The sequence below is a fragment of the Photobacterium sp. ABD4_091 genome, from assembly GCF_056160145.1.
Genome location: NZ_JBSWWQ010000001.1, coordinates 374807 through 401347, shown reverse-complemented (window position 1 = coordinate 401347; position 26541 = coordinate 374807). Strand labels below are relative to the sequence as shown.

25 protein-coding genes are annotated in these 26541 nt (G+C 49.4%); 12 read left to right on the top strand and 13 right to left on the bottom strand.

Translation table 11 applies throughout. The features are described from left to right. The first annotated feature begins 13 nt into the window (after nt 1-13). The 4 genes from oppC (at nt 14) to ACXAGQ_RS01630 (ending at nt 5282) form a co-directional block, all read left to right on the top strand. Nucleotides 14-925: an oligopeptide ABC transporter permease OppC gene (oppC, locus tag ACXAGQ_RS01645; RefSeq protein ID WP_475254637.1), complete on the top strand. Its 912-nt coding sequence runs from the start codon at nt 14-16 to the stop codon at nt 923-925. Nucleotides 926-994: 69 nt separating this feature from the next. Next, nucleotides 995-1960, top strand: coding sequence for an oligopeptide ABC transporter ATP-binding protein OppD (gene oppD / locus ACXAGQ_RS01640; RefSeq protein ID WP_475239475.1), 966 nt, complete (start codon nt 995-997; stop codon nt 1958-1960). Next, nucleotides 1960-2949, top strand: a complete 990-nt coding sequence (gene oppF, locus ACXAGQ_RS01635) for a murein tripeptide/oligopeptide ABC transporter ATP binding protein OppF (RefSeq protein WP_475239476.1) — start codon at nt 1960-1962, stop codon at nt 2947-2949. The genes oppD and oppF overlap by 1 nt, the downstream gene beginning before the upstream one ends. A 221-nt stretch (nt 2950-3170) precedes the next feature. Then, nucleotides 3171-5282, top strand: a complete 2112-nt coding sequence (locus tag ACXAGQ_RS01630) for a methyl-accepting chemotaxis protein (protein WP_475251255.1) — start codon at nt 3171-3173, stop codon at nt 5280-5282. A gap of 68 nt (nt 5283-5350) precedes the next feature. On the opposite strand, the gene ACXAGQ_RS01625 is transcribed toward ACXAGQ_RS01630, so the two are convergent. After that, a complete protein-coding gene (locus ACXAGQ_RS01625; protein WP_475251253.1) occupies nt 5351-6484 on the bottom strand; it encodes a ribosomal protein uL16 3-hydroxylase in 1134 nt (377 codons plus the stop codon). Between the two features lie 245 nt (nt 6485-6729). On the opposite strand from ACXAGQ_RS01625, the gene ACXAGQ_RS01620 reads away from it, so the two are divergent. The 3 genes from ACXAGQ_RS01620 (at nt 6730) to ACXAGQ_RS01610 (ending at nt 8067) form a co-directional block, all read left to right on the top strand. After that, complete coding sequence (locus ACXAGQ_RS01620; protein ID WP_475251251.1) at nt 6730-7083, top strand: tRNA-binding protein; 354 nt, start codon at nt 6730-6732, stop codon at nt 7081-7083. Between the two features lie 50 nt (nt 7084-7133). Then, a complete protein-coding gene (locus ACXAGQ_RS01615) occupies nt 7134-7622 on the top strand; it encodes a P-loop nucleotide/nucleoside kinase family protein (protein ID WP_475251249.1) in 489 nt (162 codons plus the stop codon). Between the two features lie 109 nt (nt 7623-7731). Continuing rightward, complete coding sequence (locus ACXAGQ_RS01610; RefSeq protein ID WP_475251247.1) at nt 7732-8067, top strand: zinc ribbon domain-containing protein YjdM; 336 nt, start codon at nt 7732-7734, stop codon at nt 8065-8067. 83 nt (nt 8068-8150) lie between these two features. Here the strand turns inward: ACXAGQ_RS01610 and purB are convergent, their stop codons facing one another. The 4 genes from purB to ACXAGQ_RS01590 all read right to left on the bottom strand — a co-directional run bounded on the left by purB (nt 8151) and on the right by ACXAGQ_RS01590 (nt 12276). Then, nucleotides 8151-9521 (bottom strand): adenylosuccinate lyase, encoded by a 1371-nt coding sequence (purB, locus tag ACXAGQ_RS01605; protein ID WP_475251245.1) that lies wholly within the window; start codon nt 9519-9521, stop codon nt 8151-8153. Between the two features lie 110 nt (nt 9522-9631). Continuing rightward, entirely contained in the window at nt 9632-10249 is a 618-nt protein-coding gene (hflD, locus tag ACXAGQ_RS01600) for a high frequency lysogenization protein HflD (RefSeq protein WP_475251243.1), read from the bottom strand. A 14-nt stretch (nt 10250-10263) separates the two neighbouring features. Next, a complete protein-coding gene (gene mnmA, locus ACXAGQ_RS01595; protein ID WP_475251241.1) occupies nt 10264-11379 on the bottom strand; it encodes a tRNA 2-thiouridine(34) synthase MnmA in 1116 nt (371 codons plus the stop codon). Between the two features lie 255 nt (nt 11380-11634). After that, nucleotides 11635-12276 (bottom strand): pseudouridine synthase, encoded by a 642-nt coding sequence (locus tag ACXAGQ_RS01590; RefSeq protein WP_475251239.1) that lies wholly within the window; start codon nt 12274-12276, stop codon nt 11635-11637. A 142-nt stretch (nt 12277-12418) separates the two neighbouring features. Here ACXAGQ_RS01590 and icd point away from each other — a divergent pair, with 142 nt between their 5' ends. Beyond that, nucleotides 12419-13672: an NADP-dependent isocitrate dehydrogenase gene (icd, locus tag ACXAGQ_RS01585; RefSeq protein WP_475251237.1), complete on the top strand. Its 1254-nt coding sequence runs from the start codon at nt 12419-12421 to the stop codon at nt 13670-13672. Between the two features lie 139 nt (nt 13673-13811). Then, the gene (locus ACXAGQ_RS01580) at nt 13812-15125 is read left to right on the top strand and encodes an IS4 family transposase (RefSeq protein ID WP_475251235.1); all 1314 of its coding nucleotides are present in this window, start codon (nt 13812-13814) and stop codon (nt 15123-15125) included. Nucleotides 15126-15388: 263 nt separating this feature from the next. On the opposite strand, the gene cspD is transcribed toward ACXAGQ_RS01580, so the two are convergent. Beyond that, a complete protein-coding gene (gene cspD, locus ACXAGQ_RS01575) occupies nt 15389-15610 on the bottom strand; it encodes a cold shock domain-containing protein CspD (protein ID WP_039459846.1) in 222 nt (73 codons plus the stop codon). A 462-nt stretch (nt 15611-16072) separates the two neighbouring features. Between cspD and clpS the strand changes: the two genes are divergently transcribed. Beyond that, entirely contained in the window at nt 16073-16393 is a 321-nt protein-coding gene (gene clpS / locus ACXAGQ_RS01570) for an ATP-dependent Clp protease adapter ClpS (protein ID WP_475251233.1), read from the top strand. A gap of 48 nt (nt 16394-16441) precedes the next feature. Next, a complete protein-coding gene (clpA, locus tag ACXAGQ_RS01565; RefSeq protein ID WP_475251231.1) occupies nt 16442-18706 on the top strand; it encodes an ATP-dependent Clp protease ATP-binding subunit ClpA in 2265 nt (754 codons plus the stop codon). Between the two features lie 190 nt (nt 18707-18896). On the opposite strand, the gene speB is transcribed toward clpA, so the two are convergent. The 6 genes from speB to aat form a co-directional block, all read right to left on the bottom strand. Then, entirely contained in the window at nt 18897-19811 is a 915-nt protein-coding gene (gene speB, locus ACXAGQ_RS01560) for an agmatinase (RefSeq protein ID WP_475251229.1), read from the bottom strand. Nucleotides 19812-19879: 68 nt separating this feature from the next. Then, entirely contained in the window at nt 19880-21802 is a 1923-nt protein-coding gene (speA, locus tag ACXAGQ_RS01555) for a biosynthetic arginine decarboxylase (protein ID WP_475251227.1), read from the bottom strand. 166 nt (nt 21803-21968) lie between these two features. Next, complete coding sequence (locus ACXAGQ_RS01550; RefSeq protein ID WP_475251225.1) at nt 21969-22145, bottom strand: hypothetical protein; 177 nt, start codon at nt 22143-22145, stop codon at nt 21969-21971. A 280-nt stretch (nt 22146-22425) separates the two neighbouring features. After that, the gene (infA, locus tag ACXAGQ_RS01545) at nt 22426-22644 is read right to left on the bottom strand and encodes a translation initiation factor IF-1 (RefSeq protein WP_005298441.1); all 219 of its coding nucleotides are present in this window, start codon (nt 22642-22644) and stop codon (nt 22426-22428) included. Nucleotides 22645-22819: 175 nt separating this feature from the next. After that, nucleotides 22820-23533, bottom strand: a complete 714-nt coding sequence (locus ACXAGQ_RS01540) for an arginyltransferase (RefSeq protein ID WP_475251223.1) — start codon at nt 23531-23533, stop codon at nt 22820-22822. Next, nucleotides 23530-24243 carry a leucyl/phenylalanyl-tRNA--protein transferase gene (gene aat, locus ACXAGQ_RS01535; protein ID WP_475251221.1) on the bottom strand — a complete coding sequence of 238 codons (714 nt, stop codon included), beginning with the start codon at nt 24241-24243 and terminating at the stop codon, nt 23530-23532. Before aat ends, ACXAGQ_RS01540 begins: the two co-directional genes overlap by 4 nt. 82 nt (nt 24244-24325) lie before the next feature. Between aat and ACXAGQ_RS01530 the strand changes: the two genes are divergently transcribed. Beyond that, nucleotides 24326-24787, top strand: coding sequence for a glycine zipper 2TM domain-containing protein (locus ACXAGQ_RS01530; protein ID WP_475251219.1), 462 nt, complete (start codon nt 24326-24328; stop codon nt 24785-24787). A gap of 76 nt (nt 24788-24863) precedes the next feature. Here ACXAGQ_RS01530 and pyk read toward each other — a convergent pair whose 3' ends face one another. Beyond that, the gene (pyk, locus tag ACXAGQ_RS01525) at nt 24864-26309 is read right to left on the bottom strand and encodes a pyruvate kinase (protein ID WP_475251217.1); all 1446 of its coding nucleotides are present in this window, start codon (nt 26307-26309) and stop codon (nt 24864-24866) included. Nucleotides 26310-26541: the final 232 nt, after the last annotated feature.

Sequence of the window (26541 nt, the reverse complement as noted above, 5' to 3'; positions counted from 1 at the left end):
AGCCCAACCGATGATGCTGACTAAAAAAGAAAATGTAGACGCGGTTGAGAAATTCTCCGAGCAATTGGAAATTGAAGGCCGTAGTTTGTGGCAGGATGCCCGTATCCGCTTTATGCGAAACAAAGCGGCAATGGTGAGCTTGACGATCCTTTGCTTGATCACCCTGGCGGTTATCTTTGGCCCAATGTTCAGTAACTATGCATTCGATGATACCGACTGGTATGCATTGCACGCCGCACCAAGCTTTGGTGCAGAAGGCCACTTCTTCGGAACTGACAGCCTTGGCCGAGACCTCTTTACCCGTACCCTGGTTGGCGGCCGTATCTCCCTGATGGTAGGTATTATGGGTGCATTGGTCGCGGTGTTGATTGGTACCTTGTATGGCGCAACCTCCGGCTTTGTTGGTGGCCGTACCGACCGTGTGATGATGCGTATTTTGGAAATCCTATACTCGATCCCGTTCATGTTCTTCGTGATCGTACTGGTGACTTTCTTCGGCCGTAACATCATGCTGATTTTCGTCGCGATTGGTGCGATTTCATGGCTCGATATGGCACGTATCGTTCGTGGTCAAACCCTGTCATTACGCAGCAAAGAGTTTATCGAAGCGGCACGTGTTTCTGGCGTGAGCCAGTGGCGCATCATTACCCGCCATATCGTTCCTAACGTATTGGGTATCGTAGCGGTTTATTCAACCTTGTTAGTGCCATCTATGATCCTGACAGAGTCATTCTTAAGCTTCCTTGGCCTGGGTGTTCAGGAGCCAATGACCAGCTGGGGTGCTTTGCTTCAGGAAGGTTCACAAACGATGGAAGTGGCCATTTGGCAGCTGATGTTCCCGGCGGCATTTATGGTGGTTACGCTGTTCTGCTTTAACTATGTGGGTGACGGTTTGCGTGACGCACTGGATCCAAAAGACAGATAACAAGAAGACCTAGGTTTACCGCCAGAATCTGGCGGTAGTCCAAGGGTAGATAGATTATAAGGAAGTACTATGAGCTTATTAGATGTCAAAGATCTACGCGTAGAATTTAAAACTCAAGACGGCATTGTCACCGCGGTAAATGATCTAAACTTTTCGCTCAACCAGGGTGAGACTCTGGGTATCGTAGGAGAATCCGGCTCAGGTAAGAGCCAGACTGTTTTCGCTATCATGGGCCTACTGGCTAAAAATGGCATGATTGGCGGCAGTGCCAAATTCGAAGGCCGTGAAATTCTAAATCTGCCAGAAAAAGAACTTAACCGGATCCGTGCGGAGCAAATCGCAATGATTTTCCAGGATCCGATGACGTCACTGAACCCTTACATGAAGGTAAGCGATCAGCTGATGGAAGTACTGATGCTGCACAAGGGGATGGGCAAGGCTGAAGCATTCGAAGAAAGTGTTCGTATGCTGGAAGCGGTGAAAATCCCTGAAGCACGCAAGCGTATTACCATGTACCCGCACGAATTTTCGGGCGGTATGCGACAGCGTGTAATGATTGCGATGGCACTATTGTGTCGTCCGAAACTACTGATTGCCGATGAACCGACAACAGCGTTGGATGTTACGGTACAGGCACAGATCATGGAGTTGTTGAACGAACTGAAAACTGACTTCAATACTGCGATCATTATGATCACCCACGATCTGGGTGTCGTTGCCGGTAGCTGTGACAAAGTATTGGTAATGTATGCAGGCCGTACCATGGAATACGGCAAGATTAACGAGATCTTCTACAAGCCATCGCACCCTTATACCGAAGGTTTGCTGAAAGCTATTCCTCGCCTTGATACTGAGGGCGAAGAGCTGCCAACGATCCCGGGTAACCCACCGAACTTACTGAGTTTGCCAGTCGGCTGTCCTTACCAGGAACGATGCCACCGTGTATCTAGCCGTTGTTCGCAAGAAGCGCCTCAATTAAAGGCATTTACTGAAGGTCGCTTGCGCGCGTGTTTTTCTGATATGGGGACGTGGTAATGGAAGCTCAAAAGAAAGTATTACTTGATATTCATGATCTGAAGGTTCACTTCAGCATTGCTCAGAAATCAGCATGGCCGTGGACCAAACCATTGAGCTTGAAAGCGGTTGATGGTGTTGATATTCGTCTCTATGAAGGTGAGACGCTGGGTGTGGTTGGCGAATCTGGTTGTGGTAAATCAACCTTCGCCCGTGCGGTTATCGGTTTGGTTGAAGCTACTGACGGCAATGTGGTTTGGTTGGGTCAGGATCTGACCAAACTTGATCACAAAGAGATGCGTGAGAAGCGTAAAGATATCCAGATGATTTTCCAGGATCCTCTGGCATCGCTGAACCCGCGTATGACCGTCGGTGAAATTATCGCTGAGCCATTGAAAGCTTACTTCCCGGAGCTTTCGGCAGATGATGTGAAACAGCAAGTTAAGGCCATGATGGCCAAAGTAGGTTTGCTGCCTAACGTAATCAACCGTTACCCACATGAATTCTCAGGTGGTCAGTGTCAGCGTATCGGTATTGCCCGTGCACTGATCCTTAAGCCAAAAATGATCATTTGTGATGAGCCAGTGTCGGCATTGGACGTATCGATTCAGGCACAGGTTGTTAACCTGCTTAAATCGCTACAGAAAGAAATGGGCTTGAGCTTGATCTTCATTGCTCACGACTTATCGGTAGTGAAACACATTTCAGACCGAGTGCTGGTGATGTACCTGGGTAATGCGGTAGAGATGGGCGAGGCAGACGCGTTGTTCAGCGAGCCAAAGCACCCTTATACCAAAGCCTTGATGTCGGCTGTGCCTATCCCTGATCCGGATCTGGAGCGCACCAAGCATATCGAGCTGCTGGAAGGGGATTTGCCTTCACCGATGAACCCGCCTTCAGGCTGTGTGTTCCGTACACGCTGCCCGGTTGCAACGGCCGAGTGTGCCAATAAAAAACCAACGCTTAACGGCGATGATGTTCATGCAGTTTCTTGCCTGAACGTTCAATAATTCAAGCCTGTGACAGGCTTTGGGCGCGGTGTAAAAGCCGCGCCTTTTTTATATGTAAATCTGCGCCTTCTGATTAAAAATCCCATTAAAATAAGCAGTTATGCTATTGATGGGGCTGTAATTAACATGTAACAATACAAACTCTCCAGCCTTAATGCCCACGGTAGGGCAAATTTCAGAAAAGGCTGGTGAACATGGAAAAGCAGAACAAGGATTGTTGTATGCGCTCATTATCCGTCAAATGGAAGATAGCCCTGATGGCCGGGCTAGGGCTACTGGCGACAGTAGTGGTATTAACAGGGCTGTCATTTTATTTTGCCTCCCAAAGTCAGCAACTCGTTAGCGAGCAGGTTTACTCCACTCTCAGGGAAAAGTCTCAACTGGTCGTTCAGGCCCAAGCAGAAAAGCAAAGCACCACTGTTCAGCAGTATCTTGATGAGGCGACTCATCGCGCCGAAATGCTGGCGCAAAGTGTATTGTTCCTCAAGTACAATGCGGAAGAGAATTACACCAATAGCTCGGAGTTACGTGGTTCGATCAGCGAGTTATTGCGCCGTACCGTGAATGAGTTCGAGAATATTCATGGAGCCTTTGTGGTATTCAACCCTGATGCTCTTGATGGTGAAGATCGTAATTATACTGGGGCTGATTACGTGGGTGCCAATGAACAGGGACGCTTTGCGCCATATTGGACGAAATCGCCGTCCGGTGAAGCTGAACAGTTTATTTACTCTGAGCAACAACTGCACGTTAGCCAGAATGTGTGGGCACAGTGCATCAATAATCAATCAAGTATGTGTGTGTCTAATCCGCTGTTGGCAGGTTTTGGCCAGCAAGCTCCGGTTGTCAGTACAATTACTGTCCCGCTGGATATTGATGGTGAAGTCTTAGGGGTGATGGGGATTGATATTCAGTTGTCTCCATTACAACCGTTAATTCAATCTGTGGACCAAGCACTGTTCGACAGCGCGGGTAATGTCAGTTTGATCAGTCAGAACGGTACCATTGTCGCTTGGGATCAGTCGCCGAGCCGAATAGGTCAGATCTTTAATCAAACCGACGGGTTGCCTAAGGAGCTAACCCGCTGGTTGCAAGGAAGCGAAGAGCAAATCCTTTGGACCGATGATCAGCAGTGGCTATATAGCTATACGCCAGTCCTGCTCGGCCAGATGAGCTGGGGGGTAGTGATACAGCTGCCGGTAGATCGGGTATTGGCAGAGGCGGTTAAGCTTGATACCGATATTTCCCAGCAGCGTGACCAGTCAGCGTGGGTGCAATTGCTGGCAAGCTCAGTCGTTGCTATTTCAGGCTTGTTATTGGTTATCATTGCGGCTTCTCGTTTGGTGGCACCGATCCGCCATGTTGCGGAACGACTCGAGGATATTGCGACGGGCGAAGGGGATTTAACCCAGCGTTTGCATGTTGCACAAAATGACGAAGTTGGCCAACTTGCTCTATGGTTCAACCGCTTTCTAGATAAGCTCCAAGCCACTATCGGCGATGTTGTGATAGCGGTCAATGATGTAGGGAGTACTTCAAAACAAGCGGCAGAAGTCGCCAATCATACTCGGGACGGCAGCCAGGCCCAGTTCCGTGAAGTGGATATGGTCGCTACTGCGTCGGAAGAGTTGGCACAGACCGCCGAGCAAGTTGTGGGCTATACCGAAACGGCGGTTGTTGCTGCCGGCCAGGCTGATAGTGCGGTGCGTGATGGCCATCAGGTGATCAAACAATCTGCCACATCGATGGATAGTTTGGTGGCTCGGATGGAACATGCCGTGCCGGTTGCCAAGGAGCTCGAAACCAACAGTGAAGATATCAACCAGATCCTTCAGGTGATTGAAGGTATTTCAGAGCAGACTAACTTGCTAGCCTTGAATGCTGCGATCGAAGCGGCCCGGGCCGGCGAGCAGGGGCGTGGTTTTGCCGTTGTTGCCGATGAGGTACGCCAGTTAGCGAGCCGGACACATGATTCGGTTGGTCAGATCCGCACTGTGATTGAAGTACTGCAACAAGGTACACGTGATGTGGTCGTTGCGATTGAAGAAGGTAACCAGTTGGCGGGAGAGACTTCATCCCAAGTCGGTCAGGCGGTGGTGAGCCTTGGTCAAATCACAGAGGCGGTGGCATCCATCCAATCTATGAATGAGCAAATCATGCATGCGGCGCAAGAGCAGCAAGCAGTATCGGCTGAAGTAAACCGAAATGTCTCCAATATCCGTGGTTTGAGTGAGAATATTCTTGAGCAGGCGGAGAGGTCTGCAGGCATAGGCGAGCGGCTAGCAGAGCTATCTAAACACCAGCAGTCGTTAGCGGGTCAGTTCAAGGTTTGAACGAAGGCCTAGCAATGTATTCCATCAAAACACCGAGCAAATGCTCGGTGTTTTTTAATAAAAAGACTTTACTCAACTGGATACCAGTATCCGTGATTGACCAGCTGGGTCAGCAAGGCAATAAATGCCGGGTGGTCGATGAGTTTGCCCAGCATGCCTTGGCTGATGGATTCGGCATCACACAGGTAGGTGGCCGCTGGGCCGCACTCTTGTGGTAGTTCGTAGCTCTCGCCGTTGATGTAGAGCTGGTGGGGATGTTCGGGGTAGTAGAATGCTCGTAACCCACCCAGTCGTTTGAGCACCTCACCGCTTTCGAGGAACTGATAGACTTCGGCAGCTTGCCATGGCGGCTCGGCAGCAATGAGGTCGAGTTCATGGCGGCTTTGGCTGAGGTGTTCTCCCATCCATTGTTTCATCATCTCTGGGTGATCGAGCAGGCTGCGCATCATCGCTTCCATGTCAGCAAACTCGCTAGCCATAATTGCCCCTGGTGTATTGCGGGCGGGCAAGTCAGGGTTGTGGTAGTGAACATCACCGATCTCATTGGCAATGACATAATCAGCAAAACTGCTCAGCAGCTCTTGTTTTTTAGGCGAGCGGAAGCCCATAGAAAAGCTTATCGACGTTTCGATGGCGGTGCCATCGTGTGGGAAGCCCGGCGGAATATAAAGGATATCACCCGGCTCTAGTATTTCATCGATAATCGGATCGAAATTTTTGATTTGTCGAAGTGCCGGATGGCCAAACTCTTCTTCATAGTTGTCTTTCTTCGGCCCTACCCGCCAATGGCGCCTGCCCGATCCCTGGATGATAAATACATCATATTGATCAATATGGGCTCCCACCCCGCCGCCTGGGGTGGAGTAGCTGATCATCAAATCGTCAAACAGCCAGTTGGGTAGCTGGCGAAATGGTGTTACTAGCCTTGCTGCCCCCTCGTGCCAGTGATTGGCTGCCTGGACAATAAATGACCAGTTAGCTTCCGGGACGTCATCAAAGGAGAGGGGGCCATGTTTGACTTCCCATTGGTCGCCATGCTTGGCAATGTAGCGGGAATCGACATCTTCTTCCATGGCAAGCCCTGCCAACTCGTCAGGGCTAATGGGGTCGATAAAATTCATGAATCCACCTTTGATGATGGTTGGCTTCTTTTGCCAGAACTCGGCCAAGAACGTTTCGAGCGAAAAAGTGAGTTGGTACATGGCTTTGCTTTTAATGCTGATAATGATGTAGATATTATACCCAAGTTACCTCAAGTTGCAGGATTCAGAGTCTTCTAAGCTCATATACAGCGTTATTGTTTCTAGATTTAGAACCACTAGAACTTCAAAACAATGCCTTGTTTAAAGGCGCATTTTCGTGAGGTGGGCCTTCGTTTACGGGTTCGTAAAGTGATAGGTTGGACAATTCAATCTGTTACAGCGAAATTGTTGATACGAGTATTAAGATGAAACCAGCACCTATTAAAGAACTAATCGCGTTTGATGACTTTGAAAAATTGGATATCCGAGTGGGTACGATCACCGCTGTGGCTGAAGTAGAGAAATCAAGGAAGCTGATGAAGCTGACAGTAGACTTTGGCGATCATGTTCGTTCAATTCTTGCTGGTATCAAACAAGAGCGGGAGAACCCTTTCGAAATAGAAGGTAAACAAGCTTTGTTCGTAGTGAATTTGCCGGAGCAAAAAATGGCCGGTGAAGTCTCTCAGGGGATGCTGTTTGATATTGGCTACGCCGATAAGTTGACACCTTGCCTTGCTGTACCGGAAGCCAGTATTCCGAATGGCAGTCGAGCGGGCTAGGTATCAGGTACTAGGTATCAGATAATAAGCCAGCTAGAAAGAGGAACCATATGACAGGAAAACTCTATTTTTTCTGCGGCAAGATGGGGGCGGGGAAGTCGACTGAATCTAAGCAAGTTACCATAGAGCGAAATGCGGTCTTGCTATCGGAAGATGAATGGTTGGCAGTGCTTTACCCGAACAAGATTGCCTCGTTTAACGATTACATCCACTATTCAAGCTTGATGAGGCCACTCGTCCGGAGCCATGTTCAACGTATTCTCTTAACCGGCACCAATGTGGTCATGGATTTCCCTGCTAATACCAAAAAACAACGGGCTTGGTTCCTATCACTAGCCTCTGAGGTTAATGCGGCTCATGAGTTGATGTACCTAGCGGTGAGTAATGAGCAATGCCTCAAGCAGATAGCGAAAAGGCGAATTGAACAGCCGCAGCGGGCAGCGTTTGATAATGAAGAGGTGTTTAATCATGTCACTCAGTATTTTGAGGCTCCAGACAGCAACGAAGGCATCTCGATAACAGTTGTTTCAAACGGGTAACGCCATGATGGCAAGCTACAAAATTATTATTATCCGTTAGAATACACTCGCATAGACCCAACTGAGCCATTACCATATACGGCAGATTCATTAATAGAAGAAGTCATGTATGTCTTTCCCACCTTGCCCTGTTTGTAACTCTGAATTTGTGTACCCGGATCAAAACCAGCTGATCTGCCCTGAGTGCTCCCATGAATGGAACCCGTCTGAGCCTGCTGGTGAAGAGGCGTTTACCGTTAAAGATGCCAACGGCACCTTGTTGGCCGAAGGGGATAAAGTCACGCTAGCTAAAGATCTCAAGGTAAAGGGGAGCTCTATGGTGATGAAGATTGGTACCAAAGCAGTCATCCGCCGAATCGTTGAAGGCAAGGATCATCAGTTGGATTGCAAAGTGGATGGTGCGGGCGAAATGATGGTAACAGCGAAGTTCGTGAAAAAAGCTTAATTAAGCGCCTCGCAACAAAAGCCCCTCAACAAAAAAAGGCCAGCTTCAGCTGGCCTTTCAATAAGCGGGATATAACCTTGCGATTACAGCTTGTCAGTTAGTTTAACTGCGTCACCGATGTAGTTCGCTGGGGTCATTTCTTTAAGGCGTGCTTTCTCGTGCTCTGGTAGTTCCAGACCATCGATGAAGTTACGCATGCCTTCACCGTCAACACGCTTACCACGAGTTAGCTCTTTTAGCTTCTCGTATGGCTTCTCGATACCGTAGCGACGCATAACAGTCTGTACAGGCTCAGCCAGTACTTCCCAGTTTTGGTCTAGCTCAGCTTCTAGAGCCGCTTGGTTAACTTCTAGCTTGCTAATACCTTTCAGAGTTGAAGTGTATGCAATGATTGCATAGCCACAGCCAACACCTAGGTTACGCAGAACTGTTGAGTCAGTTAGGTCACGCTGCCAGCGAGAAACTGGTAGTTTCTGTGCTAGGTGGCCGAAGATAGCGTTCGCTAGGCCAAGGTTACCCTCAGAGTTTTCGAAGTCGATTGGGTTTACTTTGTGCGGCATCGTTGATGAGCCGATTTCACCCGCGATAGTCTTCTGCTTGAAGTGACCTAGTGCAATGTAGCCCCAAACGTCACGGTCGAAGTCTAGAAGGATCGTGTTGAAGCGAGCGATAGCATCGAATAGCTCAGCGATGTAATCGTGCGGCTCAATCTGAGTGGTGTACGGGTTCCAAGTTACGCCAAGAGATTCAGTGATGAACTCTTCGCTGAACTGGTGCCAGTCAACTTCTGGGTAAGCAGATAGGTGAGCGTTGTAGTTACCTACCGCGCCGTTGATTTTCGCAAGAATTTCAACGTTAGCGATCTGCTTGTACTGGCGTTCCATACGGTATGCAACGTTAGCCATTTCTTTACCCATCGTTGATGGAGAAGCTGGCTGGCCGTGAGTACGGGAAAGCAGAGGCACTTCGCGGTATTCGTTAGCTAGGGCTTTGATCGCATCGATAACGTTGCGGATCTCAGGCAGGATAACTTGCTCGCGCGCTTCATGTAGCATCAGTGCGTGAGAAGTGTTGTTGATATCTTCAGATGTACATGCAAAGTGAATGAACTCGTTCACTGCGTGTAGCTCTGGTACTTCTGCAACTTTTTCTTTCAGGAAGTATTCAACCGCTTTTACATCGTGGTTCGTTGTGCGCTCGATGGTCTTGATGCGCATTGCGTCTTCTTCGCTGAACTCAGCAGCAACGCGATCTAGGAAGGCATTGGCTTCAGCGCTAAACGCAGGAACTTCCACGATAGCATCAGTAGCGGCAAGTTTCTGTAGCCAGCGGATTTCAACGATTGTACGGTACTTTAGCAGACCAAATTCACTGAAAATGCTGCGAAGTGCAATCGTTTTACTTCCGTAGCGGCCGTCTACTGGGGAAACAGCAGTCAATGCTGACAGTTCCATGTTGCTCTCTCCTGAATCAATTAAGGTTTAAACAAGGTGTAACTTTCACCCTTGCCAAGATTTGGTAAGGGGGTAAAAAAGTGCCAGCAACGCTGGCACGAAATATATTGTTAGCAGCGGGCTAGCAGGATTTTCGCCTGCTCAACCATCTGTTTGCGCCCGAAGATCAAGTGGCGGCGCTTACCACCAACTTGACGCCATAGTACCGCGGAGCGGATCGCGGCGAGAAGTAGGGCACGTACTTTATGCTGCACACTCTGCTGCTGGAGCTGAGCTGGCGTACCGGTTACTTGAATACGAGGCCCAAGTGGGCTGATGATATCCAAGTAGATGCTTGCCAAGTTGCTGATCATTTGGTCTTCAAGCAGTTCAAAATGATCCATCTGGCGTTGGGCTGTGCTGATACGGTCGCCCAGTTGCGCCATGCTATCGCGGCGGCTATCCAGCTTGCGTTCCAGCGCCATCACACTGACCAGGTAGCGAGTGATCTCATTACCGGAGGGTGTGTTATCAATTTCAGCGGCCAGCGCCTCGAGACCCACCTTTAAGTTGGCTTCATTGCCAAAAATCTCAATGGTGTTTGACGGGTTAGTTGCCATGATGCTACGCAGGCTGGCTTCCAGTACGTCATGGTCGCAATGGCCATCTCGGGCAATTTTCTGAACCAGTTTGACTGCCTGGCAAATACCGGCAAAAGCAATGGTACGGTCATATACAGTGTGTGCCACGTGCCTCAACTCCCTTAGATACGCTTCTCAATAATACCGCCGCCAAGGCAGACTTCACCGCTGTAGAAAACAGCAGACTGGCCCGGCGTTACCGCAATTTGCGGCTCGTCGAAGATAACCTTGATGGTCTCGTCATCAACCGGGATAACGGTACAAGGGATATCTTGCTGGCGGTAGCGTGTTTTAACCGTGCACTTGAACGGTTCGCGAATAGGCTGGCGGTCAACCCAGTGTAGCTGGGCAGCAACCAAACCATCTGACTTCAAGCGAGGGTGATCTTTACCTTGGCCTACAATCAGAACGTTACGCTCTACATCTTTGTCGACAACGAACCACGGCTCTTCGTTACCACCGCCACCTTTCTGGCCTCCGATATGAAGACCTTTACGCTGGCCTAGGGTGTGGTACATCAGACCCTGGTGCTCGCCAATCACTTTGCCTTCTTCGGCCGTTTCAATGTTACCAGGCTGAGCCGGTAGGTACTTGCTCAAGAACTCCGTGAACTTACGCTCACCGATAAAGCAGATACCGGTTGAATCTTTCTTCTTCGCAGTGATCAGGCCTTGCTCTTCCGCAATGCGGCGTACTTCTGGTTTTTCCAGCTCACCGACAGGGAACAGGCTGCGAGCGATTTGCTCGTGGCTCAGTGTGTACAGGAAGTAGCTCTGATCTTTGTTGTTATCAACACCGCGTAGCATTTTCGGCAGCTCGCCTTCAGTACTTGGGAAGCTGCGACGGGTGTAGTGGCCCATGGCAATGTAGTCGGCTTCCAGTACTTCATCAGCGAAGTCCAAAAATGCTTTGAACTTGATTTCTTTGTTACAAAGAATGTCTGGGTTTGGTGTACGGCCTGCTTTGTACTCTGCTAGGAAGTACTCGAACACGTTGTCCCAGTATTCTGCCGCAAAGTTGATGGTGTGCAGGTGGATACCCAGTTTGTCACATACAGCTTGTGCGTCAGCGAGATCTTCGGCTGCAGAGCAGTACTCATCGTTGTCGTCTTCTTCCCAGTTTTTCATAAACAGGCCTTCAACTTGGTAGCCCTGTTGAAGAAGAAGGTACGCGGATACCGAGGAATCTACACCGCCGGACATGCCGACAATGACTTTTTTCTGGCTGTTATCTGACATTTTACTCTTCAGTCGTTAATAAAAATTAAGAGCGTGATTCTAACAGAAACCATCTGGGCGAAACAGAGCGAGAGCGGAATCACACTTTAATAATTTTACCAACGTCATTTTTTCATTTGCGCAAACGTTTGCTTTGTGGGGCAATGATAGATGAGGGCGAAGCAAAAGTGTAGTGTTTTTAATGTTAAATTGGTAAAAAACCAGTAGGTAAATGTATAGGGATTACCAGCAGCGGAAAACCGCTGGTAACCTGATTCATGAGGCGTCGATTTTGACTTCCTTCCATTCCCCCGGAGCCAGGTCGCTGACGGTCCAATCAGCCATCTTATAACGGATAAGGCGAAGGGTAGGGTAGCCGATATGGGCGGTCATGCGGCGGACTTGGCGGTTGCGCCCTTCTTTCAAGGTGATGGCGAGCCAAGTGGTCGGAATATTTTTCCGCTCACGGATAGGCGGGATGCGATCCCAAACAATAGGGCTGTCGATCACTTCAACACCCGCTGGCAGGGTTGGCCCGTCTTTGAGGGTAACACCGCGGCGCAGTTGCTCCAGTTCTTCCTCGCTAGGCGCGCCTTCTACCTGTACCCAGTAAGTTTTGGGTTGTTTCGACTTAGGTTGGGTCAACCGGGCTTGCAGGACACCATCATTGGTCAAAACCAGCAATCCTTCACTGTCTTTATCCAACCGCCCCGCAGGGTAGACATCCTTTACTGGTACGAAATCGGCCAGCGTTTTGTCCCCTGGCTCACCGCTAAATTGGGTAAGAACGTTAAAAGGTTTGTTAAATAATATGATCTTTGTCGGGCCGCGGGGACGTCTTGGTTTATTGCGCATTCTTGACGGTCGGCGCTCATTATTGGCACGTTTGGGTTGACGCGAAGTGGTGTTTGGCTTCATAAATAGCGAGTTGTACAAGGGAAAAGTAAATTGACACGCCTATTATACGCGAAAAATACAATGAGTGGCGTATCGATAAAATTTCAAGTATGATTTGCGCGCATCTTACAAAAAGATAACAAATGGACGCTAGGAGATTTAAATGGATAGTAAAGTAGTTGTACCAGCTGAAGGTCAGAAAATCACTCTGGATTCTGAAGGTAAACTGGTCGTTCCTAACAACCCTGTCATTCCTTACATTGAAGGTGATGGTATTGGGGTTGACGTAAGCCCTGCGATGATCAAAGTCGTTGATGCCGCTGTCGACAAAGCCTACGGCGGTGACCGTAAGATTGCCTGGATGGAAATCTACACCGGTGAGAAATCAACGCAAGTATATGGTGAAGATGCTTGGTTGCCACAAGAAACCCTTGATTATATCCGCGACTACAAAGTTGCAATCAAAGGTCCTCTGACTACGCCTGTAGGTGGCGGTATCCGTTCATTGAACGTTGCGCTTCGCCAAGAGCTAGACCTATACATCTGTGCCCGCCCTGTTCGCTACTTCGATGGCGTTCCAAGCCCACTTAAGCAGCCTGAGCTGACTGATATGGTTATCTACCGTGAAAACTCGGAAGATATCTATGCGGGTGTTGAGTTTAAAGCTGGCACCGAAGAAGCTGATAAAGTTATCAAATTCCTACAAGATGAAATGGGCGCAACTAAGATCCGCTTCCCGCAACAGTGCGGTGTGGGTATCAAGCCTGTTTCTGAGGAAGGCACCAAGCGCCTAGTACGTGCTGCGCTTCAGTACACTATCGACAATGACCGTGACTCGCTAACGCTGGTCCACAAAGGTAACATCATGAAGTTCACCGAAGGTGCCTTCAAAGATTGGGGTTACGAAGTGGCGGCGAAGGAGTTCGGTGCAGAGCTGCTAGACGGTGGCCCGTGGATGACGCTGAAAAACCCGAATACGGGCAAAGAAATCATCATCAAGGACAGCATTGCTGATGCGTTCCTACAGCAAATTCTACTGCGCCCAGCAGAATATGATGTCATTGCGACCATGAACCTGAACGGTGACTATGTGTCTGATGCATTGGCTGCACAGGTTGGTGGTATTGGTATCGCACCAGGTGCAAACATCGGTGATGGTGTTGCCCTGTTCGAAGCCACTCACGGTACTGCACCTAAGTATGCGGGCCAGGACAAGGTGAACCCTGGTTCATTGATCCTGTCTGCAGAAATGATGCTTCGCCACCTAGGCTGGACTGAAGCGGCTGATCTTATTATCAGCTCGATGGAAGCAGCGATCAGCAACAAGACAGTTACTTACGATTTCGAGCGCCAAATGGAAGGTGCAACACTGCGTAAGTGCTCAGAGTTTGCTGATGACATGATTGAGCAGATGTAATTCTGTGTCACTCTTGCGATGAAAGTAAAAAAAGCCCAGCTCATGCTGTAATGCCGATCAGTTAAGCCTAAAATGATCGGTTGAACGATCCTTGGAGCATGTCAAAATCCGTGTGTATTCAATGCACTCGGATTTTTTTATGTTTCTCAGACAAGCACTCAATACTGTTCATAACTTCTCAACCGAACAGCTTTCAGGACTATCCGATCTTCTCTCTCCAGAAATGATTGATGAATGCCTCAAAGATACTGGTATCGCTACTATCAGAAAACGCCGTTTACCGATGGAGATGATGGTATGGAGTGTTGTCGGTATGTCTTTATATCGGCACTTATCTATGGAAAAAGTTGTCTCTCAACTCGATATTCTCCTTCCGGGTAAAAAGCCTTTTGTCGCACCGAGTGCGGTTATCCAAGCGAGAAAACGTCTGGGTTCAAATGTAGTCAAAGCGGTGTTTAACAAGACCCAGAAGTTATGGCATGCGAAAACGCCCCACCCAGATTGGCACGGCTTAACATTACACGCTGTCGATGGTGTTGTTTGGCGCACTCCTGATACACCAGATAATGACCAGCACTTTGGTCGCACAGGAAATAAAACAACCATATCGGACTACCCGCAAGTTCGTATGGTCTGCCATATGGAACTCACCAGCCATTTACTGACAAGTGCCGCTTTCGACTCAGTATCAAGCAGTGAGATCGATTTAACCACTCAGCTTGTCGACCGTTCTCCGTCAAACAGCCTAACCATTTTTGACCGAGGCTTTTATGCTCTTGGTCTACTTCACCGTTGGCGAAGCAGTGGAGATGAGAAGCATTGGTTAATCCCGCTTCGTAAAGGAGCTCAATACACGACAGTAGCCAAGTTAGGGCGTGGGCAAGAACTTGTTGAACTCAAGTTATCACCTCAAGCCAGAAAGAAATGGTCGGATGCGCCGGAAACACTGCAAGCGCGGCTCATCACGAAGAACATCAAGGGTAAAGAAGTTCGCTTGCTTACATCAATGACAGACCCATTAAGATACCCGGGCGCAGACATCGCAGAGCTATACAGCCACCGTTGGGAAATAGAGCTAGGTTACAGAGAAATGAAGCAATACATGCTCCAAAATAACCTTACCTTAAGAAGCAAAACACCAGAACTAGTGACCCAAGAACTATGGGGAATGCTACTCGCTTACAACCTATTAAGGTTTTTGATGTGCCAAATGGCCTATGACCAGAAGAGCGTCATGCCATACCAAATCGGGTTCAAACAAGCCTCTTTGTTCCTAGTAGGCCAGCTTCAATTACTGCCCGCGGTGGCTCCTGGCAGAATCCCGGAGGTGATGAATTACATATTAGATATGGCAGAAAGTTTTACGCTGCCGGAGAGAAGGGAAAGAAGCTACCCAAGAGCAGTAAAGAAAAGGCCTAGCCGCTATACGACCAGGCCCCCAAAAAGGCGTTAAGTTATCTTAACTTACATGCATTACAGCTCATGCTGGGCTTTTTTGTGCCTGTTTAACACAAGGGAAACGATAAGAATGGTGGGTGTGTAACGGTTTTGTTAATTGCCGGGGCCGTCGAGCGTGTTCTTTTATGCATAACTTATTCATTTCTCCTCTTTGGGAGGAAGGCGAACTAATCATGCTTGGCTGGGCGGAATATTAACGGGGAATAAAAAAGACGAGCTAATGCTCGCCTTCAGAAAGAATCGTAGAAATGAAACGATTTATTTTACCGCTTCACCTTCCACGGGAACAATTTCCTTGGCATGGAACCCTTTCGGCCCGGTTTCAACTGTATAGTTGACCTGCTGGCCTGCTTTTAGTGTACGGTAACCATCCATCTGAATAGTTGAATAGTGGGCAAAAATATCGCCTTCGCCTGTTTCAGGGCAGATAAAACCAAAACCCTTAGCGTTATTGAACCATTTAACTGTACCTGTTGCCATGCTTACTTCCTTCTGTGCATTCAAGTTCCATTTTGCATTAGCCTGCAACTTCCTTTTTAACATGACTTGCATACTAATGCTAATTTGATGCAGTGAATATCTACTACAAGTTACACTTTAGTAAAAAGACTTAGGCAGTCAAGCTGGTTGCATAACATTTTGTTAAAATGTGGTGCCATGTTGAATTTTCAGCATATTTCTGCATTTTCTTGCTTTTCTGGCACATCTCTTATGCACATGTGGCGTTTTGGCCATATCTCCCAGTTTGGTTCAATTCGCCGCTAATTCCTCCGGATTGTCGGCTTAGTCATAGTCATCTCTGATTTGCTGGAATACAATGTGTGCATTAGTCTGAATATAGGGATAGGAAAAACAGAGGTCGGACGTACCGGGTAAGCATTGTTGAGTGATAACTCATTGTTTCTTGGTGGACTATTCCTATCGTACTGGTAAGTTAAGTTTATGAGTAAGTTATACGAATGGATAATTCCTGACTCTGATGTATTAGAGGAAGAGGAAGTCCAGGTCAAACCGCCATCGATGTACAAAGTAATTTTGAATAATGATGATTACACACCGATGGATTTTGTGATAGAAGTGTTACAGAAGTTCTTCTCCATGGATCTGGAGAAATCAACACAGTTGATGCTAACTGTGCATTACGAGGGGAAAGCGGTGTGCGGAACCTTCACCGCCGAGGTTGCCGAAACCAAGGTGGCCCAGGTGATGATGTATGCGAGGGAGCATGAACATCCGCTACTGTGTACGATGGAAAAGGTATAGTCCTTTTCCGGCACGCCATAATTGAGTGGTATTTAGGGGAGGTGCCTTATGCTAAACAAAGAACTTGAAGCGAGCTTGAATGCTGCTTTTGCGCGCGCTAGAGAGAAGCGTCATGAATTTATGACGGTTGAACACCTGCTGTTGGCGCTGCTGGAAAACCCAGCGGCACAGGAGGCTCTGGAAGCCTGTCGAGCCAACTTGGATACGCTGCGCAAGGAGCTTGATTCGTTTATTGAACAAACGACCCCACTGATCCCAGTGGATGATGAAAGCAGGGAAACTCAGCCTACACTCAGCTTCCAGCGTGTATTGCAGCGCGCTGTATTCCATGTCCAGTCATCCGGTCGCAGTGAAGTGACAGGTGCAAACGTACTGGTCGCTATTTTCAGCGAACAAGAATCACACGCGGCCTACCTGCTTAAGAAAAGTGATATCAGCCGTTTGGATGTGGTTAATTTCATTTCACACGGCACGGTCAAAGACAGCGACAACGACGATATCAACGGTCCGGATGTCGGCGGCGAAGAGCCTCGCGCAGAGCAGGGATCGGAAGACAAACTAGAAAACTTTGCCACCAACCTCAACCAACTTGCCCGTGCGGGTGGGGTTGATCCTCTTATTGGCCGTGATACTGAACTTGAGCGAACGGTGCAGGTATTGTGCCGCCGCCGTAAGAACAACCCGTTGTTGGTGGGTGAGGCCGGTGTCGGTAAAACGGCGATTGCCGAAGGTTTGGCATGGCGCATCGTTGAAGGCCAGGTGCCGGATGTGATCAAAGACTGTGTCATCTATTCGCTTGATATCGGTTCACTGCTAGCCGGCACCAAGTACCGTGGTGACTTTGAGAAGCGCTTCAAGGCAATCCTTAAGCAGCTTGAAAAAGAAGACCAAGCTATTCTGTTTATCGACGAGATCCACACCATCATTGGTGCGGGTGCGGCATCCGGTGGCCAGGTTGATGCGGCAAACCTTATCAAGCCGCTGCTTAGCAACGGTAAGCTTCGTTGCATGGGTTCGACGACGTATCAGGAATACAGCAATATCTTCGAGAAAGAACGTGCGCTGTCACGTCGTTTCCAGAAAATCGATATTATCGAACCGTCGCTGGATGACACCACCAAGATTTTGATGGGCCTGAAGCCGAAGTACGAAGCACACCACGAAGTTCGCTTCACAAACAAGGCTATCCGTGCTGCGGTTGAGCTATCGGCGAAATACATCAATGAGCGCCACCTACCGGATAAAGCGATTGATGTTATCGATGAAGCCGGTGCGCGTTGCCGCCTAGCACCTGCAAGCCGTCGTAAGAAGACAGTTAATGTCAGCGATATCGAGGCGATGATTGCCAAGATGGCGCGTATCCCTGAGAAGTCTGTTTCTTCCAGTGACCGTGATGTGCTGCAGAAGCTTGATAACAAGCTGAAGATGCTAGTCTTCGGTCAGGATCCGGCTATCGATGTGCTGACTGAGGCTATCAAGCTAAGCCGTGCTGGCCTGGGTGCAGAGAACAAGCCTGTCGGTTCATTCCTGTTTGCTGGCCCTACTGGGGTAGGTAAAACAGAGGTGACGGTACAGCTTGCCCGTACCCTTGGTATTGAACTGCTTCGCTTTGATATGTCCGAGTACATGGAGCGCCATACGGTGAGCCGTTTGATTGGTGCACCTCCAGGCTATGTAGGCTTTGACCAAGGTGGCTTGTTGACCGATGCCGTTATCAAGCACCCACATGCTGTGGTACTGCTTGATGAAATCGAGAAGGCCCACCCTGATGTCTTCAACCTGCTGCTACAGGTTATGGACAACGGTACGCTGACGGATAACAACGGACGCAAGGCCGACTTCCGCAACGTGATTTTGGTCATGACGACTAACGCCGGTGTTACCGAGACAGTTCGTAAGTCGATCGGCCTGATCCAGCAGGATCACAGCCACGATGCTATGGGCGAAATCAAGCGCGTATTCACGCCTGAGTTCCGTAACCGACTTGACGGTATCATCTGGTTCAACCATCTCGAGAAAGATGTTATTTCCCTGGTGGTCGACAAGTTCATTGTCGAGCTGCAGGCGCAACTGGATGCCCGCGGCGTGTCTATGGAAGTGTCGTCGAAAGCCCGTGAGTGGCTGGCCAACAAAGGCTATGACAAGGCGATGGGTGCCCGCCCGATGGCCCGTGTGATTCAGGATAACCTGAAAAAACCAATGGCCAACGAGCTGCTGTTCGGTAGCTTGGTCAACGGTGGCTCGGTGCGTGTCGATATCGTCAACGATGAATTGGACTTCCAGTTCAGCAGCGACCTTGAGCCAGCACACTAATCGCAATTATCTCGCTAATAAACAAGAACCGCCTTCGGGCGGTTCTTTTATTTGAATTGGCCCTAGGAGAGGCTGTTCCTAGTAAAGGCGGGAAGAAGCGATCCTAGATCCTAGAAAGAATAAAAGCGAGAGCTAAGACTTTGCTGGTTTTAGCAAGTAGTGAAAGCTTCTGCAGGGCCCAGGACCCGCTTTACTTCCTACTCGCGTACAAATGAAGCAAGTCTGTTGCAATGGTCGCCGCGGCCAAAGCGGTCATGTCGGCATGGTCATAAGCCGGTGCCACTTCTACCACATCCATACCCACCAGGTTGATGCCTTGCAAGCCGCGGATAACTTTCAGCGCTTTGTCTGAGGTTAGCCCACCACATACCGGGGTTCCGGTGCCCGGGGCGAACGCCGGATCCAAGCAGTCGATGTCGAAGGTCAGGTATACTGGCATATCACCGACAGTGTGCTTAATCTTTTCGACAATCTGTTCAACCGACCAGTCGTTGGTAGTGCCCGCATCCAAGACATTGAAACCAAGCTTGTTGTCATAGTCGGTACGGATCCCGATCTGGATTGATTGCTCAGGGTCAATCAAGCCTTCATTTGGTGCATGGTAGAACATGGTACCGTGGTCAAACTGGCTGCCCATGTCATAGGTATCGGTATGGGCATCAAAGTGGATCAGGGCCATTTTGCCAAATTTCTTGGCATGTGCCCGCAGCAACGGCAGGGTGACAAAGTGGTCACCGCCGAAGGTCAGCAGGGTTTTGCCGGCTTCAAGCAGCGATGTTGCATGGTTTTCCAAGCGTTCACACATTTGCGCAGCATCACCGCTGTCAAACACAAGGTCACCGCAATCAGCAATGGTCAGCTTGCTTTTAAGCTCAAATGACCAAGGCCAGCGCTTTCCCTCCCAAGCAAGGTGGGTTGATACCTGGCGGATTGCGTTGGGGCCCATGCGGCTGCCTGAGCGGCCGGTTGTCGCCATATCGAATGGGACACCGGTGATAATGACGTCGGCATCGCTAGAAAGCGGGTAAAATTCAAGCGGCTGGCGCAAAAAACCAAAGGCATTTGCCGTCAGCGAATAATCAGGGTGAGTTGCAAGGGTTGCCATAATTGGGTCCTGTTAAAGGGCCACCACTATGCTGGTGGCCACGTTTTGTTATTTTGCGTTGTTATGTCTTAACGCTGGCTCTGGACATCTTCCAAGTAGGTATAGCCATTTAGCCCTTCTTCGAGCTCGCTCAAGATGGCACTGTGCTCATGTTCAGGCAAGTGCTGCTTGACCATCTGTTCGTACTGGGCCAAGAAGCTGGCAGAATCAAGACGGACAGAGCGCAGCACGTCTTTGACGCTGTCGCCATGGTCTACCCGCTCAATTTCGTAGCCGCCGCCTGGCTGGGCACGGACAATCGCCGTATCGGTATCACCAAACAAGTTGTGCAAATCGCCCAAGATTTCCTGATAGGCACCAACAAGGAAAAAGCCCATCCGGTATGGTGATTCATCGCTCCAGGCCGGGACTGCCAGTGTTGTCTCGATCCCTTGTCCTTCGACGTATTGCTCGATGGCACCGTCGGAATCACAGGTAATGTCGAGGATCACCGCACGGCGCTCCGGCTCCTTATCTAGGTTGCTCAGCGGCAGGATAGGGAAGACTTGGTCGATCCCCCAGGCATCTGGCAATGACTGGAACAGCGAGAAGTTCACAAAGAACTTGTCAGCCAAGCGCTCATGAAGCTCGTCCAGTAACGGGCGATGGGCGCGGTTTTTCGCTGACAGCATTTTCTCAAGCTCGTAGCACAGCCGCAGGCTGATTTGTTCAGCCCAAGCCCGCTCGGTGAAACTCAGCATACCTAAGGCAAACTGAGTGTGTACTTCAGCCAGATCGCTCTGGTTGTCATGGTAAATTTCTATCAGCGAGCGTGAATCAGTCAGTGTCATCAACTCCCGCCATGAGTGCCACATATTGTGCAGGATCTGCGGGGCTGACTCCTCCGGCGGATTAACCGGCTCTTGTTTATACCTTTCCACTCCGATGACGTCAGTGATCAGCACCGCATGGTGGGCAGTCAGGTTACGGCCCGACTCCGAGATAATTCTCGGCATTGGGATATCGTACTCCTTGCAGATATCTCCAAGGGTATAGACCACGTTATTGGCATATTCGCGCAGGCTATAGTTCATTGAGCAGCTGCTCTGACTACGGGTGCCTTCATAATCAACAGCTAAGCCGCCACCGACATCAACAGTAGTGATACCTGCGCCTAGCTTCTTCAGTTCGGCATATACCCGGCCAGCTTCTCCGACACCGCTACGGACATCACGGATATTGGCTATCTGCGAACCGAGGTGGAAATGCAGCAGCTGCAAGCAGTCGAGCATATCGTTGTCACGTAACTGCTCGACCACAGATAGCACCTGTGACGCCGAGAGGCCAAATTTGGACTTCTCGCCACCGCTAGCCTGCCATTTGCCTTTGCCTTGGGATGCAAGGCGAGCACGTAAACCAAGGCGAGGGCGAACACCCAGCTCGATAGCTTCTTGCATAACGGTTTTAAGCTCGGAGAGCTTTTCCAACACGATATAGACATCGTGGCCGAGCTTTTCGCCGATCAGGGCAAGGCGGACGTATTCCCTGTCTTTGTAGCCATTGCAGACTATGACCGAGCTAGCTTGCTGTGCCATTGCCAGCACCGCCATCAACTCAGGCTTACTGCCCGCTTCCAAGCCTAATTGGCGCTGTTGCTTGGCATATTGGCTGGCCAAGATTTCACTGACAACAGCCTCTTGCTGGTTAACTTTGATCGGGTACACCGCCAGGTATTCACCTTGGTACTGGTAGTGGTCGATGGCTTGGTTAAAGACCGTGCAAAGGGTATCGACCCGGTGGTGGAGAATATCTGGGAAACGAACCAAAACAGGTAAAGATGCACCCTTGGCGATTAACTGATCCGCCAACTGTGACAAGGCTATGGTATTAAACGGGTCTTGGCTGTTTGGCCTAGCCACGACTTCACCCTGAGGGTTGATATCAAAGTAGCCCTGTCCCCAATATGGGATGTTGTAAACGTCACGCGCATTTTTAGTCGTCCAATCACTCATTACTTTTTCCTCGGGTAGTGATTGGGTACTGACAGTTGAATGACGGCTGTGGCAAGGCCCAGCCGCAAGACTGTAAGCACCAGGTTTGTTAATACTTATCAGGTAGGTGTGCGGAGCGATGGGAATGCAATAGGCCCCGCGAACATCCTAGGTGAACCAAATTGGGTTAGACGCAGCCAGCGAGCGTCCGTTGTCCCCGTCTTTGCGACATGCGTTTCTTACGTCGCTCAAGGTGCGGCGACGTGTTCAGCGGTCGGTCTTTTGGGTGGATAGTGGCTGCGATGTCGCACATGTGCAATAGGTTGATTTCTACTTGCATATCATGCATTGCGATACGTTTCATTGTCATTCCTAAACGGCCGTGCTGCAGACAGATTTCACGGTATGACAGAAGAAGGTGAGGGCGTACCCCTCGCATACACCTCGCTCGCTTATGGCCTTTGGGTGCAGGGCGATTAAACAACCGAACAGGGGGAGTGGCAAATAAAATAATTTTGCGGTGATGATGAGGGGTTTTTATCGAAAGAAGCAAGGGCAGGTAGCGCAAGGCTTCTTGGCATCAGAAAAAATAAAACCCGGCGAAAGGCCGGGTTTTATTTGTATTCTGTAATCTTGCGATAAGATTAACGGGCGCGGAAGACGATGCGGCCTTTGGTTAGGTCGTATGGAGTCAATTCCACAGTTACCTTGTCACCAGTAAGAATACGGATGTAGTTTTTACGCATTTTGCCAGAAATGTGAGCGGTAACAACGTGACCGTTCTCAAGCTCTACGCGGAACATAGTGTTAGGCAGTGTGTCTAGCACAGTACCTTGCATTTCAATTACGTCTTCTTTTGCCATTGAATCCTCTTAGGCTACCAGCCATTCATCTGATCGGGCTGGATAATGCCTTGAAACTGTTTGAGTGTAAAGTTTAGGCCGCAATTTTACATCTGCGAATGTGCTTTGTCAGCTACTCTGATGCATTAATACGTATTTTATCGTATTTACCTCAGACAGTGGTGAAAAATGCAGCTCAGTTTTCATCGAAATGTTGCCATCCATTGCCTAGCAGCTTCTGGTAGGGCTTGAAACGAATTTTATAATTCATGGCTTTGCATTGGTCTATTTGGTAACCGGGGTAGAGCCAGCGACGCCCTGAGCGCTGGCAATACTGGATCTGGTAGAGCACGCACAATGTACCGAGCGAAAGCGAGCTGCCTGGGTCAAAGAAGCTATATACCGCACTCATTGCATCCTCAAACACATCGGTCACTGCAATGGCTATGAGTTTTTCTTCCTCATAGACATGGAGGAATAAGGTATCCATCCAAGGGGCGGTGCAAAACTCAAAAAACTGTGCCTTGTTTGGTGGGTACATGCTGCCATCGGCATGGCGCTGGGTGATGTAACGTTCATACAGTGGGTACCAATCGGGATCCAGCTCAGATTTGAACTCCCAGCGTAGCTTGGCGACCTGGTTGAGCTGCCGCTTTTGGCTCTTCGACGGGCGAAAAGCTGGGCAATCAACTCGCAGTGGCACACAGGAGCTGCATTGCTGGCACATGGGCTTGTAGACCGCGCTGCCACTGCGGCGGTAGCCTGATGCCAATAAGACGCCATAGCCGGCCGGGGAAAGCCAGTGCTGATCCATAACAACCCCCAGCTGCTCGCTTTGCCCTGGAAGGTAGCTGCATGACGATTCCGGCGTCAAACCGATACGTAAAGGAAGCTTGTTTAAACTGCTCATATCGTCGAGAACGTTAGCTCCTGATTCTGGTAACAGGTCTCTCCCAGTATGGCATCTCTTTGCTGGTGGAGAAAATGGGTGAAGAGTGCCCGCTCCATTTCGGCTGCACCGAGGGAGGCGAGGTGGTCATTCATTATCTGGCAATCAATCAGCTGGCCACCATGGGTACTGAAATGCTCGCAAAAAAGCCACAGGGCAATTTTGGAGGCGTTGTCGGCCAGCGAGAACATCGATTCGCCGCAGAACACACCGCCGACACTGATACCATACAGCCCGCCAACGAGCTTGCCTTGCTGCCAGACTTCCACCGAGTGGCAAAAACCGAGATCGTGCAGGTGCTGGTAGGCTTGGATCATTTCTTGGGTGATCCAGGTTTCCTCGGCCTTGCGGGTACTGGCACATAGCTCAATGACTTCATGGCAGGCGTGGTTCAAGGTGACTTGGTAGCCAGATTTTCGGTAGAATTTGCGTAAGCTTTTACTGGGCTTGAACAGATCGGGCAAGAATACCGCCCTCGGGGCAGGGCTCCACCACAGCAGGGGCTCACCTTCAGAAAACCACGGGAAGATCCCTTGGCGGTAAGCACTGACAAGGCGCTCTGGGCGAAGATCGCCACCGAAGGCGAGCAAACCGTTCGGGTCTGCCAGTGCCGTTTCAGGGGCTGGGAAATCAGTATTGACCGGATCAAGTTCCGGAAGATAAATTGCCATAATTACACTAAATGTAGCTTATTTTACTTGGGAATAAAGCGTAATCCCAAGTGCTCAGGTTGCCGGGAAAGAGGATTATATGATGAGAAAATGGTTAGTGTTATTGTTAATTTTACCTTTGGCACTTTCTGCGGCACCGTATAACAGAAACCAGGCTAGAACGGTGAACCAGGTGGTGTTCGGGGCGGTGGACAGTGTTCGCTATATCACCCACCAGGAGGTGATAGAATCGCAGCGAAATGGCTGGGAAACCCTGTTGGGAGGCGTGATTGGCGGCTTGATTGGCAATCAGTTTGGTGATGGTACCGGTCGGGAAGTTGCCACGGCCGTGGGCGCGGTCGCCGGGGCAGGAATTGCGCATAACCGCCAGCCGACGCAACAGATTGTTCAGTACCGGTTGGTGGAGCTATTGATTAAGGCAGAAGACGGCACCCTGATTGATGTGATCCAAGATGTGAATTCCACCATGCTGTTCCAGCCAAAAGACCCGGTCAGGATACTCTATTTCGATAATGGGGTAAGGGTAGATAAAACGTACCCGTAGCAGGGTATTTAAAAACACAGGCATAAAAAAAGCGTGATGGTTAACACCATCACGCTTTTTTAAATCAGGCTATTGATTACTCTACAGTTAGGATACGCATGTTGTTGGTGCTGCCAACAGTATCCATTACGTCACCTTGGGTAACGATCACTAGGTCGCCAACAGATAGGAAACCTTTTTCCTTCAGGTTTTCTATAGCATGTTTCGCTGCTTCTAGGCCTGCGTCGCTGTCACGATCGAAGTAAACCGGAGTCACACCACGGAATAGCGCTGCGCGGTTTAGCGTGTTTTCGTTGCGAGACATCGCGAAAATTGGCTTGCCAGATGAAATACGAGACATCATCAGTGGCGTACGGCCAGACTCAGTCATTGAGACCATCGCTTTCACGCCTTCCATGTGGTTGGCTGCATACATGGTCGACATCGCAATCGTTTCTTCTGCAGACTCGAAAGTACGTGCTAGGCGGTGGTTAGATACGTTGATGCTTGGCTCTTTTTCTGCACCCATACAAACGCCAGCCATCGCTGTTACTGTTTCTACCGGGTAGCTACCGGCTGCAGTTTCAGCAGAAAGCATAACCGCATCAGTACCATCAAGTACGGCGTTAGCAACGTCCATCACTTCAGCACGCGTCGGCATTGGGCTGGTAATCATGGTTTCCATCATCTGGGTCGCAGTGATCACGGTACGGTTCAGGCTGCGAGCACGGCGGATCAGTTTCTTCTGAACGCCTACTAGCTCTGGGTCACCGATTTCAACACCTAGGTCACCACGAGCAACCATTACGGCGTCAGAAGCCATGATGATGTCATCCATCGCTTCAGTAGTTGCTACCGCTTCTGCACGCTCAACCTTAGCAACAAGCTTGGCTTCAAGGCCTGCTTCCATCGCTAGGCGGCGAGCATATTTCATGTCTTCGCCGTTACGTGGGAAAGATACCGCTAGGTAGTCAACACCCATCTGAGCAGCAGTGATAATGTCTGCTTTATCTTTGTCAGTCAGGGCTTCTGCAGAAAGGCCACCACCTTTCTTGTTGATGCCTTTGTTGTTTGATAGTGGACCGCCAACTGTCACTTCTGTGTGAACTTTGTTGCCTTCAACTGAAGTGACTTTCAATTGAACACGGCCATCATCAAGAAGCAGGATGTCGCCTGTCTCAACGTCTTTTGGTAGTTCTTTGTAGTCAAGACCAACAGCTTGCTGATCGCCTTCACCTTTCGCTAGATCACTGTCTAGGGTGAACTTGTCGCCGATCGCCAATTGAATTTTGCCGTCTTTGAATGTTGACACACGGATTTTCGGGCCTTGGAGGTCGCCTAGGATAGCAACGTGCTTACCTAGTTTGGCGGCGATTTCACGTACAGTCTTAGTGCGTTGGATGTGATCCTCTGGGCTGCCGTGAGAGAAATTCATTCGCACAACATTTGCACCAGCAGCGATAATCTTTTCTAGATTGTTGTCGCGGTCAGTAGCAGGACCCAAAGTAGTAACGATTTTAGTACGTCTTAGCCTTTCAGACATCGGAAACTCCATCTGTATCATTGGTTACCAACGAAACGATTGCTTGTAGAAATCTGCTTCATTGAATTGCGTGAAATTTTACTACATATAAAGGTAGAAAGAAGCTGTTCTTTATCAACAAACTGTAAGAAAAAAACATATTGTCGGACTAGTTATGCATGTTTTTTCATCATACGGTAGAAAAATTGCAGAATTTTAATGGGCAACATTGCCCATAACGGCGGAAGTTTGC

What these genes read in the sequence shown, in the direction of transcription:
- oppC (WP_475254637.1), top strand. Translation starts at nt 14, where the DNA reads ATGCTGACTAAAAAAGAAAATGTAGACGCGGTTGAGAAATTCTCCGAG.
- oppD (WP_475239475.1), top strand. Translation starts at nt 995, where the DNA reads ATGAGCTTATTAGATGTCAAAGATCTACGCGTAGAATTTAAAACTCAA.
- oppF (WP_475239476.1), top strand. Translation starts at nt 1,960, where the DNA reads ATGGAAGCTCAAAAGAAAGTATTACTTGATATTCATGATCTGAAGGTT.
- ACXAGQ_RS01630 (WP_475251255.1), top strand. Translation starts at nt 3,171, where the DNA reads ATGCGCTCATTATCCGTCAAATGGAAGATAGCCCTGATGGCCGGGCTA.
- ACXAGQ_RS01625 (WP_475251253.1), bottom strand. Translation starts at nt 6,484, where the DNA reads ATGTACCAACTCACTTTTTCGCTCGAAACGTTCTTGGCCGAGTTCTGG.
- ACXAGQ_RS01620 (WP_475251251.1), top strand. Translation starts at nt 6,730, where the DNA reads ATGAAACCAGCACCTATTAAAGAACTAATCGCGTTTGATGACTTTGAA.
- ACXAGQ_RS01615 (WP_475251249.1), top strand. Translation starts at nt 7,134, where the DNA reads ATGACAGGAAAACTCTATTTTTTCTGCGGCAAGATGGGGGCGGGGAAG.
- ACXAGQ_RS01610 (WP_475251247.1), top strand. Translation starts at nt 7,732, where the DNA reads ATGTCTTTCCCACCTTGCCCTGTTTGTAACTCTGAATTTGTGTACCCG.
- purB (WP_475251245.1), bottom strand. Translation starts at nt 9,521, where the DNA reads ATGGAACTGTCAGCATTGACTGCTGTTTCCCCAGTAGACGGCCGCTAC.
- mnmA (WP_475251241.1), bottom strand. Translation starts at nt 11,379, where the DNA reads ATGTCAGATAACAGCCAGAAAAAAGTCATTGTCGGCATGTCCGGCGGT.
- ACXAGQ_RS01590 (WP_475251239.1), bottom strand. Translation starts at nt 12,276, where the DNA reads ATGAAGCCAAACACCACTTCGCGTCAACCCAAACGTGCCAATAATGAG.
- icd (WP_475251237.1), top strand. Translation starts at nt 12,419, where the DNA reads ATGGATAGTAAAGTAGTTGTACCAGCTGAAGGTCAGAAAATCACTCTG.
- ACXAGQ_RS01580 (WP_475251235.1), top strand. Translation starts at nt 13,812, where the DNA reads ATGTTTCTCAGACAAGCACTCAATACTGTTCATAACTTCTCAACCGAA.
- cspD (WP_039459846.1), bottom strand. Translation starts at nt 15,610, where the DNA reads ATGGCAACAGGTACAGTTAAATGGTTCAATAACGCTAAGGGTTTTGGT.
- clpS (WP_475251233.1), top strand. Translation starts at nt 16,073, where the DNA reads ATGAGTAAGTTATACGAATGGATAATTCCTGACTCTGATGTATTAGAG.
- clpA (WP_475251231.1), top strand. Translation starts at nt 16,442, where the DNA reads ATGCTAAACAAAGAACTTGAAGCGAGCTTGAATGCTGCTTTTGCGCGC.
- speB (WP_475251229.1), bottom strand. Translation starts at nt 19,811, where the DNA reads ATGGCAACCCTTGCAACTCACCCTGATTATTCGCTGACGGCAAATGCC.
- speA (WP_475251227.1), bottom strand. Translation starts at nt 21,802, where the DNA reads ATGAGTGATTGGACGACTAAAAATGCGCGTGACGTTTACAACATCCCA.
- ACXAGQ_RS01550 (WP_475251225.1), bottom strand. Translation starts at nt 22,145, where the DNA reads ATGAAACGTATCGCAATGCATGATATGCAAGTAGAAATCAACCTATTG.
- infA (WP_005298441.1), bottom strand. Translation starts at nt 22,644, where the DNA reads ATGGCAAAAGAAGACGTAATTGAAATGCAAGGTACTGTGCTAGACACA.
- ACXAGQ_RS01540 (WP_475251223.1), bottom strand. Translation starts at nt 23,533, where the DNA reads ATGAGCAGTTTAAACAAGCTTCCTTTACGTATCGGTTTGACGCCGGAA.
- aat (WP_475251221.1), bottom strand. Translation starts at nt 24,243, where the DNA reads ATGGCAATTTATCTTCCGGAACTTGATCCGGTCAATACTGATTTCCCA.
- ACXAGQ_RS01530 (WP_475251219.1), top strand. Translation starts at nt 24,326, where the DNA reads ATGAGAAAATGGTTAGTGTTATTGTTAATTTTACCTTTGGCACTTTCT.
- pyk (WP_475251217.1), bottom strand. Translation starts at nt 26,309, where the DNA reads ATGTCTGAAAGGCTAAGACGTACTAAAATCGTTACTACTTTGGGTCCT.